Raw genomic sequence first — 16,463 nt, 5'->3', positions numbered from 1 at the left:
ACCGATATGGCGGGTTCGCTGCGCGAGGTCACGGCCCGGGTGCTGGGACTGGTCCAGCACTGGGCGGCCGACGAGCGGTTCGCGGACTCCCGCCTGGTGTTCGTCACGCGTGGCGCGATAGCGGCGGTCGACGGTGACACGGTGACGGATCCGGCCGCGGCGGCAGCGTGGGGCCTGCTGCGCTCGGCGCAGACGGAGAACCAGGGACAGTTCCTCCTGGTGGACCTCGACCGTCAGCAGGAAGCCGCCGAGGTACTGACCGACGTGCTCGCGGCCGGCGAGCCGCAGACGGTGGTACGTGACGGCGTCGTACGCGTCGGCCGACTGGCCCCGGTGGCCTCCTCCGGTGGACTGATGCCTCCTTACGGCGGTGTGCCGTGGCGGCTGGAGAGCAGGCGCAAGGGCAGCCTGGACGCCCTCGAACTGCTCGCCTGGCCCGAGGCTCCGGAGCGGTTGGCCGCCGGTGAGATACGAGTGGCCGTACACGCCGCCGGACTCAACTTCCGCGATGTGCTCAACGCACTGGACATGTACCCGGGCGACCCCGGCCCGATGGGCAGCGAGGCCGCCGGCGTGGTCGTCGAGACCGGCCCCGAGGTGACCGGACTCCGCGTCGGGGACCGGGTTCTCGGAATGGTGCAGGGCGCGTTCGGCCCGGTCGCCGTCGCCGATCAGCGTGCGCTGGTGAGGGTCCCTGACGCGTGGTCGTTGGAGGATGCCTCGGCGGTGCCGGTGGCGTTCCTGACGGCGTATTACGGTCTGGTGGGCCTGGCGGGGTTGTCGGCGGGTGAGTCGGTGTTGGTGCATGCGGGTGCCGGTGGTGTGGGTATGGCGGCGGTTCAGCTGGCGCGGCATCTGGGTGCGGAGGTGTTCGCGACGGCGAGTGAGGGCAAGTGGGACACGTTGCGCTCGCTGGGGATCCCGGACGACCACATCGCCTCTTCCCGTACGACCGATTTCGAGGAGCGGTTCCTCGGGGTGACCGGTGGTCGGGGTGTGGATGTGGTGCTCAACTCGCTCGCGGGGGAGTTCATCGACGCGTCGGTGCGGTTGCTGCGGTCGGGTGGCCGGTTCCTGGAGATGGGCAAGACCGATATCCGCGACGCGGAGACGGTGGACGGTGACTACCGGCCGTTTGATCTGGCGGAGGCCGGTCTCGACCGGACACAGGGGATGCTGGTCGAGCTGATGGAGTTGTTCGGCGCGGGTGCGCTGCGGCCGCTTCCGGTTACCACGTGGGATGTGCGGCGGGCGCGGGACGCCTTCCGCTTCATGAGTCAGGCCAGGCACACGGGCAAGATCGTGCTGACGATGCCGCGTGAGTGGGACCCCGAGGGCACTGTGCTGATCACCGGGGGTACGGGCGGTCTCGGCAGCAAACTTGCTCGCCATCTCGCCAACGAACGGGGTATGAAGCACCTGCTGCTGGTCAGCCGCCGCGGGCCGGACGCGCCCGGCGCGCCCGAACTGCGGGAAGAGCTGAGCGCCCGCGGTGCCGAGGTCACCATCGCCGCGTGCGACGTGGCGGACCGCGACGCGCTGACCGCGCTGCTCGCCGAGGTTCCCGCGGAGCACCCGCTGACCGCGGTCATCCACACCGCGGCCGTGCTCGACGACGGCCTGATCACCTCGCTGTCCCCCGAGCGGCTGGCCACGGTCTTCGGCCCGAAGGCGGATGCGGCCTGGCAGCTGCATGAGCTGACCCGCGACCGGGACCTGGCCGCGTTCGTGACGTACTCCTCGGTCGCGGGCCAGCTCGGCAGCGTGGGTCTCGGCAGCTACGCCGCGGCCAACGCCTTCCTCGACGCGCTGGCCAACCACCGCAGGGCCGAGGGCCTGCCCGGCCAGTCGCTGCTGTGGGGGCCGTGGGCCCAGGACGGCGGCATGACCAGCGAGCTCACCGATACCGACATTCACCGGCTCAACGCGGCGGGAATGCCGCTCCTGACCGAGGAACAGGGCGTCGCGCTGTTCGACGCGGCGGTCATCTGCGACGAGCCAGTGGTGGCCCCCGTGCGCCTCAACCTCGCCGCGCTCCGGGCGCAGGCCCAGGTCCCGGGGCTGCTGCGCGGTCTGGTCCGCACGAACCGCAGGACGGCCGGCGGTGCCTCCGCCTCCGATTCCGGGGCGGCCACCGCGCTGACTCGTCGGCTCGCCGGGCTGCGCGAGGCCGACCGCCTGCGCCTGCTGATCGATCTCGTACGCGGTCAGGCGGCCGCCGTGCTGGGGCACCCGTCGCCGGACGCGGTGGAGGTCCGGCGGGAGTTCCGCGAGCTGGGCTTCGACTCGCTGACCGCGGTCGAGCTGCGCAACCGGCTCGGCGGCGCGACCGGGCTTCGGCTGCCCGCCACGCTGGTGTTCGACTACCCCACCCCGACCGTACTGGCCGAATTCCTGCTGCGTGAGCTGCTCGGCGAGCACGGCGAGGTGATCGTGCCGACGGCCATCGCCCCGGGGGTCGCGGACGACCCGATCGTGATCGTCGGGATGAGCTGCCGCTACCCGGGCGGGGTCCGGTCCCCGGAAGACCTGTGGCGGCTGGTCGCCGAGGGGCGCGACGCCATCGCCGAACTGCCCACCGACCGCGGCTGGCGACTGGACGGGGGTACCGGCTTCGAGGGCGGTTTCCTCTACGACGCCACCGAGTTCGACGCGGGCTTCTTCGGGATCTCGCCCCGTGAGGCGCTGGCCATGGACCCACAGCAGCGGCTGCTGCTGGAGTCCGCGTGGGAGGTGTTCGAGCGTGCGGGCATCGATCCCGACTCGGTCCGAGGCACCGACGCGGGCGTCTTCATCGGCGCGACCGGCTTCGGCTACCTTCCCCCGCAGGAGTCCCGCGGCCACCATATGACGGGTCAGGCCACCAGTGTGATCTCGGGGCGGCTGTCCTACACCTTCGGCCTCGAAGGCCCGGCCGTCACGGTGGACACCGCGTGTTCCTCCTCGCTGGTGGCGATGCACCTCGCCGCCCAGGCGCTGCGCACCGGCGAGTGCTCGCTGGCGCTGGCGGGCGGTGTCACGATGATGTCGACACCGGTCGGTTTCGGCGAGTTCACCGAGCAGGGCGGGCTGGCCCCGGACGGCCGGTGCCGCTCGTTCGCCGACTCGGCCGCCGGAACGAGCTGGTCGGAGGGTGTCGGCCTGGTGGTGTTGGAGCGGCTGTCGGACGCGCGGCGCCATGGGCATGAGGTGCTTGCGGTGGTGCGGGGTTCGGCGGTGAATCAGGATGGTGCGTCGAATGGGTTGACGGCGCCGAATGGTCCGTCGCAGCAGCGGGTGATCCGTCAGGCGCTGGCGAACGCCGGTCTCGGCCCGGTGGACGTGGATGCGGTGGAGGCGCACGGTACGGGGACCACTCTGGGTGATCCGATCGAGGCGCAGGCGCTGCTCGCCACCTACGGGCGGGACCGGGAGCTGCCCCTGCGGCTCGGGTCGGTGAAGTCGAACATCGGGCACACCCAGGTGGCGGCCGGTATGGCCGGTGTGATCAAGATGGTCATGGCGCTGCGGCACGGTGTGCTGCCCAAGACGCTCCATGTGGACGCGCCGTCGACCCATGTGGACTGGTCGGCGGGTGCGGTGGAGCTGTTGACCGAGCCGATGGAGTGGCCGGAGACCGGGCGTCCGCGCCGGGCCGGTGTCTCCGCGTTCGGCGTCAGCGGCACCAACGTGCACACGATCCTGGAGCAGGCCCCGCTGCGCGCCGAGCCGATCCCGGCCGACCAGGAGATCCCTGCCGTGACCCCTGCCGCCCTGCCCTGGGTGGTGTCCGCCAAGAGCGACCGTGCGCTGCGCGAGCTGTCCGTCAACCTGTCCTCCCACGTGGAGAGTCACCCCGAGGTGACGCCGGCCGACGTCGGCCACTCGCTGGTGTCCACGCGGTCGGTGTTGGAGCACCGGGCGGTGGTGGTCGGCGGTGGCCGTGAGGAGTTGCTGTCGGGCCTGCGTGCTCTGGGTGATGAGGAACCGGCGGCGGGTGTGGTGTGGGGTGTGGCTGATGTGGAGGGGAGGTCGGTGTTCGTCTTCCCGGGGCAGGGTTCGCAGTGGGCGGGGATGGGTGCCCGGCTGCAGGGTGAGTCTCCGGTGTTCGCGGAGCGGCTGGCCGAGTGTGCTGCGGCTCTGGCGCCGTTCATCGACTGGTCGCTGATGGACGTAGTACGGCAAGGCGAGGGTGCTGTGTCGTTGGAGCGGGTGGATGTGGTGCAGCCGGTGTCGTGGGCGGTGATGGTGTCGCTGGCGGCCATGTGGCGTTCTTGTGGTGTGGAGCCGGATGCGGTGGTGGGCCACTCCCAGGGTGAGATCGCTGCTGCCTGCGTGGCGGGTGCGCTGTCGCTGGAGGACGGCGCGCGGGTGGTGGCGTTGCGGAGTCAGGCGATCGCGGGTCGGCTTGCGGGTGCTGGGGGTATGGCGTCGGTGCCGCTGCCGGTCGCCGAGGTGGAGTCGCGGTTGGAGCGCTGGGCCGGCCGGGTGTCGGTCGCCGCGGTCAACGGGCCGCGGTCGGTGGTGGTGTCGGGTGACCGGGAGGCGCTGGACGAGCTGATCGAGGAGTTGACGGGCGAGGAGGTGCGGGTGCGGCGGATCGCCGTGGACTACGCCTCGCACTCCGCGCATGTGGAGGAGGTTCACGGGGAACTGCTGGAGCGACTGGCGCCGCTGTGCCCGCGCGCCTGTGAGGTGCCGTTCTTCTCCACGGTGACCGGTGACTGGCTCGACACCACGGGCATGGACGCCGGCTACTGGTACCGCAATCTGCGGCAGACGGTGGGCTTCGAGCCGGCCATCCGGGCCCTGCTGGCCCAGGAACACCAGGCGTTCATCGAGATCAGCTCCCACCCCGTGCTCACGATGGCAGTGCAGGAGACCATCGACGCCACCGGCGACCACGCCGTCACGGTTGGCACGCTGCGGCGGGACGAGGGCGGTCTCGACCGTTTCCTGACCTCGCTGGCCGAGGTCTTCGTTTGCGGCGTCGACGTCGCCTGGGCCGGCGTGTTCGCGGACACCGGTGCCCACCGCGTCGATCTGCCCACCTACGCGTTCCAGCGCGAGCGTTTCTGGCCGGACGAGGCCAGGCCCGGCACCCCGTCCGCGGAGACCGACACGGCGGATGCGGAGTTCTGGTCCGCCGTCGAACAGGAAGACCTGGAATCCCTCGCCGACTGGCTGGAGATCGACGGAGGCTCGCTGGGCGCGGTGCTGCCCGCGCTCTCCGCCTGGCGGGGCAGGCGCCGTGAGGAGTCCACCGTGGACTCCTGGCGCTACCGCACCGAGTGGCGGCCGCTGCGTACGTCCTCGGTGCCCGTGCTGACCGGGACCTGGCTGGTCGTCACCGCCGACGGCATCGCGGACGACGAGGTGACCGCGGCCCTCGCGGGACACGGCGCACAGGTCCGGCGGCTGGAGCTGGACGAGTCGTGTGTGGACCGCGCCGAACTCGCGTCCCGGCTGCAAGGCGTCGACGACATCGAGGACATCCGCGGCATGGTGTCGGTCCTGGCCTTCGCCGAGCAGCCGAGCGCCACCTACCCGACGCTGCCCTCCGGGCTCGCGCTGAGCCTGGCGCTGGTGCAGGCGCTGGACGACATCGGCGCCGGGGCACCGCTGTGGTGCCTCACCCGGGGAGCCGTGTCGACCGGCCGTTCGGACCGCCTGACCAGCCCGGTGCAGGCGCAGGTCCTCGGCCTGGGGCGGACGGCCGCCCTGGAGCACCCGCGCCGCTGGGGCGGCCTGGTGGACCTGCCCGCCGAACTCGACCAGCGCGCGGCACAACGGCTGGTCAGCGCACTCGCCGGGACGGACGGCGAGGACGGCGAGGACGAGTTCGCGATCCGGCCCTCCGGAGTGTTCGTACGCCGCGTGGTGCGGACACCCGTCGACGACCCTGCGCCCAGGGGACGTTGGCAGCCGCGCGGCACCACGCTGATCACCGGCGGTACCGGTGTGCTGGGCCAGTATCTGGCCCGGTGGCTCGCGCACAACGGGGCCGAACACCTGGTGCTGACCAGCCGTCGCGGCATGGCGGCGTCCGGCGCCGCCGAGCTGGTGGCCGAGCTGGCCGAGCTGGGGACGACCGTGGAGGTCGTGGCCTGCGATGTGGCGGACCGGAACGCGGTGGCCGGGCTGCTCGCCCGGCTCCAGGACGAGGGGCGGATCATCCGCACCGCCGTCCATGTGGCCGCGTTCATCGATCTGGTCTCGCTGTCCGCCACCGACCACGAGACGTTCGCGGCGGTCGTCGACGCCAAGGTCTCCGGCGCCCGCCATCTGCACGAGCTGCTGGACGAAGAGCAACTGGACGCCGTCGTGTACTACTCGTCAATCGCGGGCATCTGGGGCAGCGGTGACCACGGCGCCTACGGGGCGGCCAACTCCTACCTGGAGGCGCTGGCGGAACACCGGCGCGCCCATGGTCTGCGCGCCACCTCGATCGCATGGGGCATCTGGCGCGACGACCAGATGCGGGTGAACCCGCAGCAGATCCTCGGCAGCGGTCTGCGCTATATGCAGCCCGAGCCCGCCCACACCGGCCTGCGGCGCGCGCTGGACGACGACGAGACGCTGCTGACCATCGCCGACATCGACTGGGAGCGTTACTACTCGGTCTACACCTCGGTGCGCCCCAGCCCGCTGTTCAACGAGGTGCCCGAGGTACGCGGGATCCTCCAGAGGGCCGAGGACACCGTCGCCGCCTCCGCGGACGGCGAGTTCGCCGCGCGTATCCGCGGCCTGTCCGCCGCCGAGGGGGAGCGTGCGCTGATGGACCTGGTGCGCGCCGAGGCGGCGGCGGTACTGGGGCACGCCTCCCCGGAGGCGATCTCGGAGCGCCGGGCGTTCCGCGACGTCGGGTTCGACTCGCTGACCGCGGTGGACCTGCGCAACCGGGTGGCCAGGGCCACCGGTCTGACACTGCCGAGCACTCTGGTCTTCGACTACCCGAGCCCCGTGGCCCTGGTGCAGTTCCTGCGGTCGCGGATCGTGGGCTCGGCCGTGGCGCGGCCGGGTACGCCCGCCCCCACGGTCTCCACGGCATCCGACGAGCCGATCGCGATCATCGGTATGGCCTGCCGTTTCCCGGGCGGGATCGGTTCGCCGGAGCAGCTGTGGGAGGTGGTCACGGGCGGACAGGACGTCATCTCCGAGTTTCCCGCCGACCGGGGCTGGGACGCCGAACGGCTGTACGACCCGGACCCGGACAAGCCCGGCAAGACATACTCGACGCGCGGTGGGTTCCTGCACGACGCGGGGGAGTTCGACGCGGGTTTCTTCGGGATCTCGCCGCGTGAGGCGCTGGCCATGGACCCGCAGCAGCGGTTGCTGCTGGAGACGTCCTGGGAGGCGTTCGAGCGGGCCGGCATCGATCCCGCGTCGGTCAGGGGCAGCCTGACGGGCACGTTCATCGGCTCCAGCTACCAGGACTACGGCTTCGGCCCGCACACCGACTCGGAGGGGTCCGAGGGCTATATGCTCACCAGCTCGGTGCCGAGCGTGCTGTCGGGCCGGATCTCGTATCTGTTCGGCCTCGAGGGCCCGGCGGTCACCCTGGACACGGCGTGCTCCTCGTCGCTGGTGGCGCTGCACCTGGCGTGCCAGTCGCTGCGCACCGGCGAGAGCACGCTGGCGCTGGCCGGTGGTGTCACGGTGATGACCACCCCCGGCTCGTTCCTGGCGTTCAGCCGCCAGCGCGGGATGGCCGCGGACGGCCGGTGCAAGGCGTTCGCCGAATCGGCCGACGGGATGAGCCTGTCCGAGGGCGTGGGGCTGCTCCTGGTGGAGCGGCTGTCGGACGCCCGGCGCAACGGCCACCCCGTGCTCGCGGTGGTGCGCGGCTCGGCGATCAACCAGGACGGTGCGTCGAACGGTCTGACCGCGCCGAATGGCCCCTCGCAGCAGCGGGTGATCGGCCAGGCGCTGACCAACGCCGAGCTGACGGCGAACGACATCGACGCGGTGGAGGCGCACGGCACGGGGACCACCCTGGGCGACCCGATCGAGGCCCAGGCCCTGATCGCCACCTACGGACAGGAGCGCGCACGACCGCTGCTGCTGGGCTCGGTCAAGTCCAACCTCGGCCACACCCAGCTGGCCGCCGGCGCCGCGAGCGTGATCAAGATGGTCATGGCGATGCGACACGGCGTACTGCCCAAGACGCTGCACATCGACGAGCCGACGTCCCACGTGGACTGGTCGTCCGGTGCGGTGGAGCTGCTGACCGAGCAGGCCGCGTGGCCGGAGACCGGGCACCCGCGCAGGGTCGGCATATCGGCGTTCGGCATCAGTGGCACCAATGCCCACGCCATCCTGGAGCAGGGCCCGTGGCCGAAGCCCGACGATGGCCCGGTGGCACCCCCCGTGCCCGCTCGGGAGCCGGGCGTGGTGCCGGTTGTGGTGTCCGGGAAGTCGGAGGAGGCGCTGCGGGCGCAGGCGGCTCGGGTGGTTTCCCGTGTCGAGGAGGAGTCCGGCCCGGCGCTGGTGGATCTGGCGTTTTCGTTGGCGACGTCGCGGGCGGGGTTCGAGCGGCGTGGTGTGGTGCTGGCGGGGGCGCGGACCGGGGTGCTGGAGGGCCTGCGGGCGGTGGCGTGTGGTGAGTCGGATGTGAATGTGGTGCGGGGGGTGGCCCGGGAGGATCGTGTGGTGGCGTTCCTGTTCTCGGGGCAGGGCAGCCAACGGGCGGGGATGGGCCGGGAGCTGTACGAGGCCTTCCCGGTGTTCGCCGAGGCGCTGGACGAGGTGTGCGCGCACCTGGATGTGCGTCTGGACCGTCCGTTGCGTGAGGTGCTGTTCGCGGAAGCGGGTTCGGCCGAGGCGGAGCTGCTGGATGAGACGGCATGGACGCAGCCGGCGCTGTTCGCTCTGGAAGTGGCGCTGTTCCGGCTGGTGGAGTCCTGGGGAGTGCGGCCGGACTACGTGGCCGGGCACTCGGTCGGGGAGATCGCCGCGGCGCATGTGGCGGGGGTGTTCTCGCTGGCGGACGCGTGCACGCTGGTGGCGGCTCGGGCCCGGCTGATGGGGGAGCTGCCGTCGGGCGGGGCGATGGTGTCCCTCCAGGCGACGGAGGAGGAGGTCACTCCGTATCTCGGTGACCGGGTGTCGATCGCGGCGGTGAACGGGCCGCGTTCGGTGGTGGTCTCGGGCGAAGAGGCCGCGGTGCTCGAGATCGCCACACGGTTCGAGGGAGAGGGGCGCAAGACTAGGCGTTTGCGGGTCTCGCATGCGTTTCACTCGGTTTTGATGGATGGGATGGTGGCGGAATTCGGGCGGGTGGCCCGGGGCATCTCGTACGGCGCTCCGGTGGTGCCATTGGTGTCGAACCTGACCGGTGAGCCGGCGACGGCGGAGCTGGTGTGTGCGCCGGAGTACTGGGTGCGACAGGTGCGCGAGGCGGTGCGGTTCGCCGATGGTGTCCGCTGGCTGGATGGGCGTGGCGTGAGCGCCTATCTGGAGATCGGCCCCGATGGAGTTCTGTCGGCGATGGCGCAGGAGAGCCTGTCGGAACAGTCACCCGGCGCCACGGTGATGGCCTCCGCGCTGCGGAAGGGCGTGGAGGAGGAGCGGGCCGTGGTCACCGCGCTGGCCCGGCTGTATGCCCATGGGGCGGAGGTCGACTGGCCGGCGTTCTTCGCGGGCACCGGTGCTCATCGGGTGGACCTCCCGACGTACGCCTTCCAACGCCGGCGCTACTGGCCGGAAGTGTTGGCGCCGACGCCCGCCGCGGACGCGGGCCTCGCGGACGCGGACACGGACTTCTGGGCCGCGGTCGAGGGGGAGGACCTGGAGTCCCTGGCCTCGCGGCTGGAGGTCGACGGCGACTCGCTCGGCACGGTGCTTCCCGCGCTTACCACCTGGCGCCGCCGTCGGCGTGAGCAGTCGGTCGTGGACGGCTGGCGCTACCGGGTCAGCTGGACGCCGCTGGCCGACCCGACGCCCCAGGCCCAGCGCGGCACCTGGCTCGTGGTCGTCCCGGCCGAACAGCCGGACGACGCGTGGGTGACCTCCGTGGCCGAGGCCACGCCCACCCCGGCGGTACGTGTCGAGATCACCGAGCCGGACCGCGCCGCACTGGCCGGCCGGCTGCGTGAGGCGGCAGCGGAATCGGGCCCGATCGCGGGCGTTCTCTCCCTGCTCGCAGCGTATGAGCACGCCGCCGACGGACACCCCGGCGTACCGGCGGGCGTGGCCCTGACGACCACCTTGGTACAGGCGCTGGGCGACGCGGGCATCGAGTCGCCCCTGTGGACCGTCACTCGGGGCGCGGTGTCGGTGAGCCGTGCGGACACCGCACCGAGCCCGGCACAGGCGGCCGTCTGGGGCCTCGGCCGGGTCGCGGCGCTGGAGTACCCGGGGCGCTGGGGCGGGCTGATCGACCTGCCCGGCACCCTGGACCGGCCCGCCGGTCGACGGCTGGCCGCGGTGCTGTCCGGCGCCGGTGACGAGGATCAGATCGCGGTGCGGTCCTCCGGCCTCTTCGGCCGGCGCGTCGTCCACTGCCCGGCCGAACGGGACGTGGACGAGTCCGGCTTCACCGCCACCGGCACGGTCCTGATCACCGGTGGCACCGGCGGTCTGGGTGGCCACGTGGCCCGCTGGCTCGCCCGCAGCGGGGCCGAGCATCTGGTGCTGACCAGCCGTCGGGGGCCGGACGCCCCGGGCGCCCGCGAACTGTGCGCCGAACTCGCCGAGCTGGGCGCGCGGGTCTCGGTCGCCGCCTGCGACGTGTCCGACCGGGAGGCGCTGGCGGCCGTGCTGGCCGGCATCCCCGACGACAGCCCCCTGACCGGCGTCGTGCACACCGCGGGCATCGCCCAGGCGGGCGCGCCGCTGGACGGCGCGAGCGACGCCGAGACGGCCGAGGTGATGACCGCCAAGCTGCTCGGCGCGGCCAACCTCGACTCGCTGCTCGGCGATCGTGACCTCGACTTCTTCGTGCTCTTCTCCTCGGTCGCCGCCACCTGGGGCAGCGGCGGGCAGAGCGCCTACGGCGCGGCCAACGCCTACCTGGACGCGCTGGCCGAGGCTCGTACGGCCCGGGGCCTGACGGCGACATCCGTGGCCTGGGGCGCGTGGGCCGACGGCGGAATGGCGGCTGCCGACGGTGCCCAGGACTACCTGGCGCGCCGCGGACTGGTCCTCATGGCGCCGGAGATCGCCATCGCCGGATTGAGCAACGCCCTGCGGAACCGGGACGTGACCGTCGCGGTCGCCGACGTCGACTGGGACCGCTTCGCCCCCGCCTTCACCCTGGCCCGGCCGAGCGCGCTGCTGCGCGACCTGCCCGGGGTACGGCGCGCGCTCACCACGGACACACCTTTGCGGCACGACGACGAGTCGCTGACCTCGCTGCGCGGACGGCTGCGGGCCCTGCCGGACGACGACGAACGGCTCGATCTGCTGCTCGGCGTCGTCCGGGAACAGGTGGCCCTGGTGCTCGGCCACTCGGGCGGGGACGCCATCGAGGCGGACCGGGCCTTCAAGGACCTCGGCTTCGACTCGCTGACGGCGGTGGAGCTGCGCAACCGGCTCGCCACCGCGACCGGCCTGGCCCTGCCCACCACTCTGGTCTTCGACTACCCGTCCCCGGCGGCGCTGGTCGACCACCTCCGCGCCGAACTGCTCGGGGAACGGCCCGGCCCGGACGGCTCGGCCCTCCCCGCCGTCGCCCCGGGTGTCGCGGACGACCCGATCGCGATCGTCGGGATGAGCTGCCGCTACCCGGGTGGTGTCCGGTCGCCCGAGGACCTGTGGCGCTTGGTGAGCGAGGAGCGCGACGCGATCTCCCCGTTCCCGGCCGACCGGGGCTGGAACCTCGACGCGGACAACACCTTCGAGGGCGGATTCGTCCACGACGCCACCGAGTTCGACGCCCGGTTCTTCGGGATCTCGCCGCGTGAGGCGCTGGCCATGGACCCGCAGCAGCGGCTGTTGCTGGAGTCCGCGTGGGAGGTGTTCGAGCGGGCCGGAATCGATCCGGCGGGGCTGCGCGGCAGCGACGCGGGTGTCTTCATCGGCGCCACCGGCGGCGGCTATGTCGCCCCGGAGGAGTCGCTCGGCCACATGATGACCGGCCAGGCGACGAGCGTGGTGTCCGGCCGGCTGTCCTACACCTTCGGCCTGGAAGGCCCGGCGGTCACGGTGGACACGGCATGTTCCTCCTCGCTCGTGGCGATGCACATGGCGATGCAGGCGCTGCGCGGCGGCGAGTGCTCGCTGGCGTTGGCCGGTGGCGTGACGGTGATGTCCAGCCCTGCGGGGTTCGCGGAGTTCCGGCAGCAGGGCGGACTTGCGCGGGACGGCCGCTGCAAGTCCTTCGCGGAGGGCGCCGACGGGACCGGCTGGTCGGAGGGTGTCGGCCTGGTGGTGCTGGAGCGGCTGTCGGACGCACGCCGCAATGGGCACGAGGTGCTTGCGGTGGTGCGGGGTTCGGCGGTGAATCAGGATGGTGCGTCGAATGGGTTGACGGCGCCGAATGGTCCGTCGCAGCAGCGGGTGATCCGTCAGGCGCTGGCGAACGCCGGGTTGTCCACGGGGGACGTGGACGCGGTGGAGGCGCATGGTACGGGGACCACGCTGGGTGATCCGATCGAGGCGCAGGCGCTGCTCGCCACCTACGGGCGGGACCGGGAGCTGCCCCTGCGGCTCGGCTCCATCAAGTCGAACATCGGCCACACCCAGTCCGCCTCGGGCGTCGCCGGTGTGATCAAGATGGTCATGGCGCTGCGGCACGGTGTGCTGCCCAAGACGCTCCATGTGGACGCGCCGTCCACGCATGTGGACTGGGCGACCGGCGCGGTGGAGCTGCTGACCGAGGCCGCGGAGTGGCCGGAGCACGGCCGTCCGCGCCGGGCCGGTGTCTCCTCCTTCGGCATGAGCGGCACTAACGCCCACACCATCCTGGAACAGGCGCCCCAGGACGCGGCGGACGTCGAGGGCGCGCAGGACGCGCCCGCCGTCGACGCGGTGGCGGTGCCGTGGGTGGTGTCGGCGAGGACGGCCGAGGCCTTGCGTGGGCAGGCGGTCAGTCTGCTGTCCCACGTGGAGGCCCACCTTGAGGCGACACCGGCCGACATCGGCCACTCGCTGGTGTCCACGCGGTCGGTGCTGGAGCACCGGGCGGTGGTGGTCGGCGGTGACCGTGAGGAGCTGCTGTCCGGTCTGCGCGCCCTGGGCGACGACGATCCCGCGGCCGCGGTGGTGCGCGGGGTCGCCGATGTGGAGGGGAGGTCGGTGTTTGTCTTCCCGGGGCAGGGTTCGCAGTGGGCGGGTATGGGGGCCCGGCTGCTGGATGAGTCCCCGGTGTTCGCGGAGCGGCTGGGGGAGTGCGCCGCGGCTCTGGCGCCGTTTGTCGACTGGTCGTTGATGGATGTGGTGCGGCAGGTCGAGGGTGCTGTGTCGTTGGAGCGGGTGGATGTGGTGCAGCCGGTGTCGTGGGCGGTGATGGTGTCGCTGGCGGCCATGTGGCGTTCCTGTGGCGTCGAGCCGGATGCGGTGGTGGGTCATTCCCAGGGTGAGATCGCTGCTGCCTGTGTGGCGGGTGCGCTGTCGCTGGAGGACGGCGCGCGGGTGGTGGCGCTGCGCAGCCAGGCGATCGCAGGTCGGCTTGCGGGTGCTGGGGGTATGGCGTCGGTGCCGCTGCCGGTGGCCGAGGTTGAGGCGCGGTTGGAGCGCTGGGTCGGCCGGGTGTCGGTCGCGGCTGTCAACGGGCCGCGGTCTGTCGTGGTGTCGGGCGACCGGGAGGCGCTGGACGAGCTGATCGAGGAGTGGACCGGCGAGGACGTACGGGTGCGGCGGATCGCCGTGGACTACGCTTCGCATTCTGCTCATGTCGAGGAGCTTCGTGAGGAGTTGTTGGCGGAGCTCGCGCCGGTCGCCCCGCGCGCGGTGGAGGTTCCGTTCTTCTCCACGGTGACCGGTGAGTGGCTCGACACCACGGGCATGGACGCCGACTACTGGTACCGCAATCTGCGGCAGACGGTGGGCTTCGAGACCGCCGTCCGGGAGCTGCTGGCCCGGCGCCACCGCGCGTTCATCGAGGTCAGCGCGCATCCGGTGCTGACTGTCGCGGTCCAGGAGACGGTCGACGACGCGGATGAGACCGCCGTGGTCGCCGGCACTCTGCGCCGCGACCAAGGGGGACTTGACCGCTTCGCCCTGTCGCTGGCCGAACTCTTCGTCCGTGGTGTGCGCACCGGCTGGGCCGGGTTCTTCACCGCGACCGGCGCCCGCCGGATGGAACTGCCGACCTACGCGTTCCAGCGGCAGCGGTTCTGGCCCGAGGCGGCCGAGGTCGAGGCGCTGCCCGGTGACAAGGAAGCGGTGGACGCGGAGTTCTGGGCCGCCGTCGAACAGGAGGAACTGGAATCCCTGGCGTCTCGGCTGGAGGTCGACACCGACTCGCTCGGCGCCGTGCTGCCCGCGCTGTCGTCGTGGCGGCGGCAGCGGCGCGAGCGTTCCACGGTCGACGGCTGGCGCTACCGAACCGCGTGGAAGCCCGTGACCGCGGGCGCCGCAGCCCCGTCGGGAACCTGGCTGGTGGTCGTTCCGCAGGGCCTGGCCGACGACGCGTGGGTGTCCGCCCTGGCGGACGCGGTGGGAGCCGATACGGTGCGGCTGGAGGTCGGGGACGCCGATCGCGCCGCATTGGCCGACCGCCTGGCGTCCTGCGCCGCGGATCGCGTCGGTGGCCCGGACGGCGCGGAGTTCGCGGGTGTGGTGTCGCTGCTGGCGCTGAGCGAATCCGCCCTTCCCGAGTATCCGTCCGTTCCGGCCGGAGTGGTGCTGACCGCGACCCTGATGCAGGCTCTGGGCGACGCGGGGATCGAGGCGCCGGTGTGGGCGGTCACCCGGGGCGCGGTGTCGCTGGGCCGCTCGGACCGGGCGACGGCCCCGCTCCAGAATGCCGTCTGGGGCCTTGGCCGGGTCGCGGCGCTGGAGTACCCGCGCAGCTGGGGCGGCCTGATCGACCTGCCCGGTGACCTGGACGACCGGATCATCGGCCGCTTCACCAGTGCGCTTGCCGCCCCCACAGGGGAGGACCAGGTCGCGATCCGCTCCACCGGCGTGTTCGGCAGGCGGATGGTGCAGGCCCCGGCCGAGGCGTCGGACCAGCCGTGGCAGCCGAGCGGTACGGTGCTCATCACCGGTGGCACGGGAGCGCTGGGCGGACATGTCGCCCGGTGGCTGGCCGGCAACGGCGCCGAGCACCTGCTGCTGACCAGCCGTCGTGGCCCCGATGCCCCCGGCGCGGACGACCTGCGCGCCGAGCTGAGCGCCCTGGGTGCCCAGGTCACCATCGCCGCGTGCGACGTGGCGGACCGGGACGCGCTGGCCGCCCTCTTGGCCGCCGTCCCGGCCGAGCATCCGCTCACCGGCGTCGTCCACACGGCAGGTGTGCTCGACGACGGCCTGATGGACGGGCTCACCCCCGAACGCTATGAGCCGGTCTTCCGCTCGAAGGTGGCGTCGGCGCTGCTGCTGGACGAGCTGACCCGCGATCTGGACCTGACGGTGTTCGCCCTGTTCGCGTCGTCCTCCGGCGCGCTCGGCAGTCGTGGTCAGGCGAACTACGCGGCGGCCAACGCCGTACTGGACGCGCTGGCCGAGCGGCGCCGCGCCGAGGGCCTCGCCGCCACCTCGGTGGCATGGGGACTGTGGGCCGGCGCCGGAATGGCCGCGGACACCCCGGCGGAGGCGGTGTCCCAGCGAGCCGGTGTGGTCGCGATGGACCCGAAGCTGGCGGTGATGGCGCTGGCCCAGCTGGTCACCGGCGCGGAGCCGACCGCCTTCGTCTCGGCCCTCGCATGGGAACGGTTCGCGCCGACCTTCAGCGCGGTTCGGCCGAGCCCGCTGCTGAGCGAGATCCCGGCGGCCCGGCGCGCCATGCGGGCGGCGTCGGACGAGGCCGTCGACGGGAGTGGCGAGTCGCTGCGTGAGCGGCTGGCGCGGATGCCCGAACCGGAGCGTGTCTCGGCCGTCGTGGGGCTCGTACGCAAGACGGCCGCGGCGGTGCTCGGGTACGACTCGGCCGAGGCGGTCGAGTCCGGCGTGCCGTTCCGCGACCTCGGGTTCGACTCGCTGACCGCGGTGGAGTTCAGCAACCGGCTGGCCGCCGCCACGCAACTGCGGTTGAAGCGGGCGCTGGTATTCGACTACCCGAGCCCGACCGCGCTCTCGCAGCACCTGCTGGAGCAGTTGCTGCCGGGCGGCGCCGACGAGACGGGCACGGCCGGCGGAGCGGGCGGCCATGGCCAGGTGCTCGCCGAGATCGACCGGCTGGAGGCCACGCTGGCCGCCGCCACCACCCGCCGGGAGACGCGTCTACAGGTCCGGGAACGCCTGACCAAGCTGCTCGCCCAGTGGGGCGACGAGGACTTGGGCGACGGCCCGGGTGAAGTCGACGAGCAGCTGCTCCAGGCGTCCGACGAGGAGGTGTTCGACTTCATCGGCAAGGAGTTCGGCATCTCCTGACAGTC

At 72.4% G+C, this 16,463-nt stretch carries 1 protein-coding gene (only partly in view); it reads left to right on the top strand.

Annotation, left to right across the window (positions count from 1 at the left end; all coding sequences use genetic code 11):
- Positions 1–16,458: the 3' portion of a type I polyketide synthase gene (locus ACWY4P_RS02105; protein WP_456208358.1), read on the top strand. Its footprint begins 16,116 nt before the window's first position; the window shows 16,458 of its 32,574 coding nt (coding positions 16,117–32,574); the start codon falls outside the window, past its left edge; the stop codon is at positions 16,456–16,458.
- Positions 16,459–16,463: the final 5 nt, after the last annotated feature.

Source organism: Streptomyces sp. LZ34 (assembly GCF_053890475.1).
This window is presented reverse-complemented; position numbering and strand designations above follow the sequence as displayed.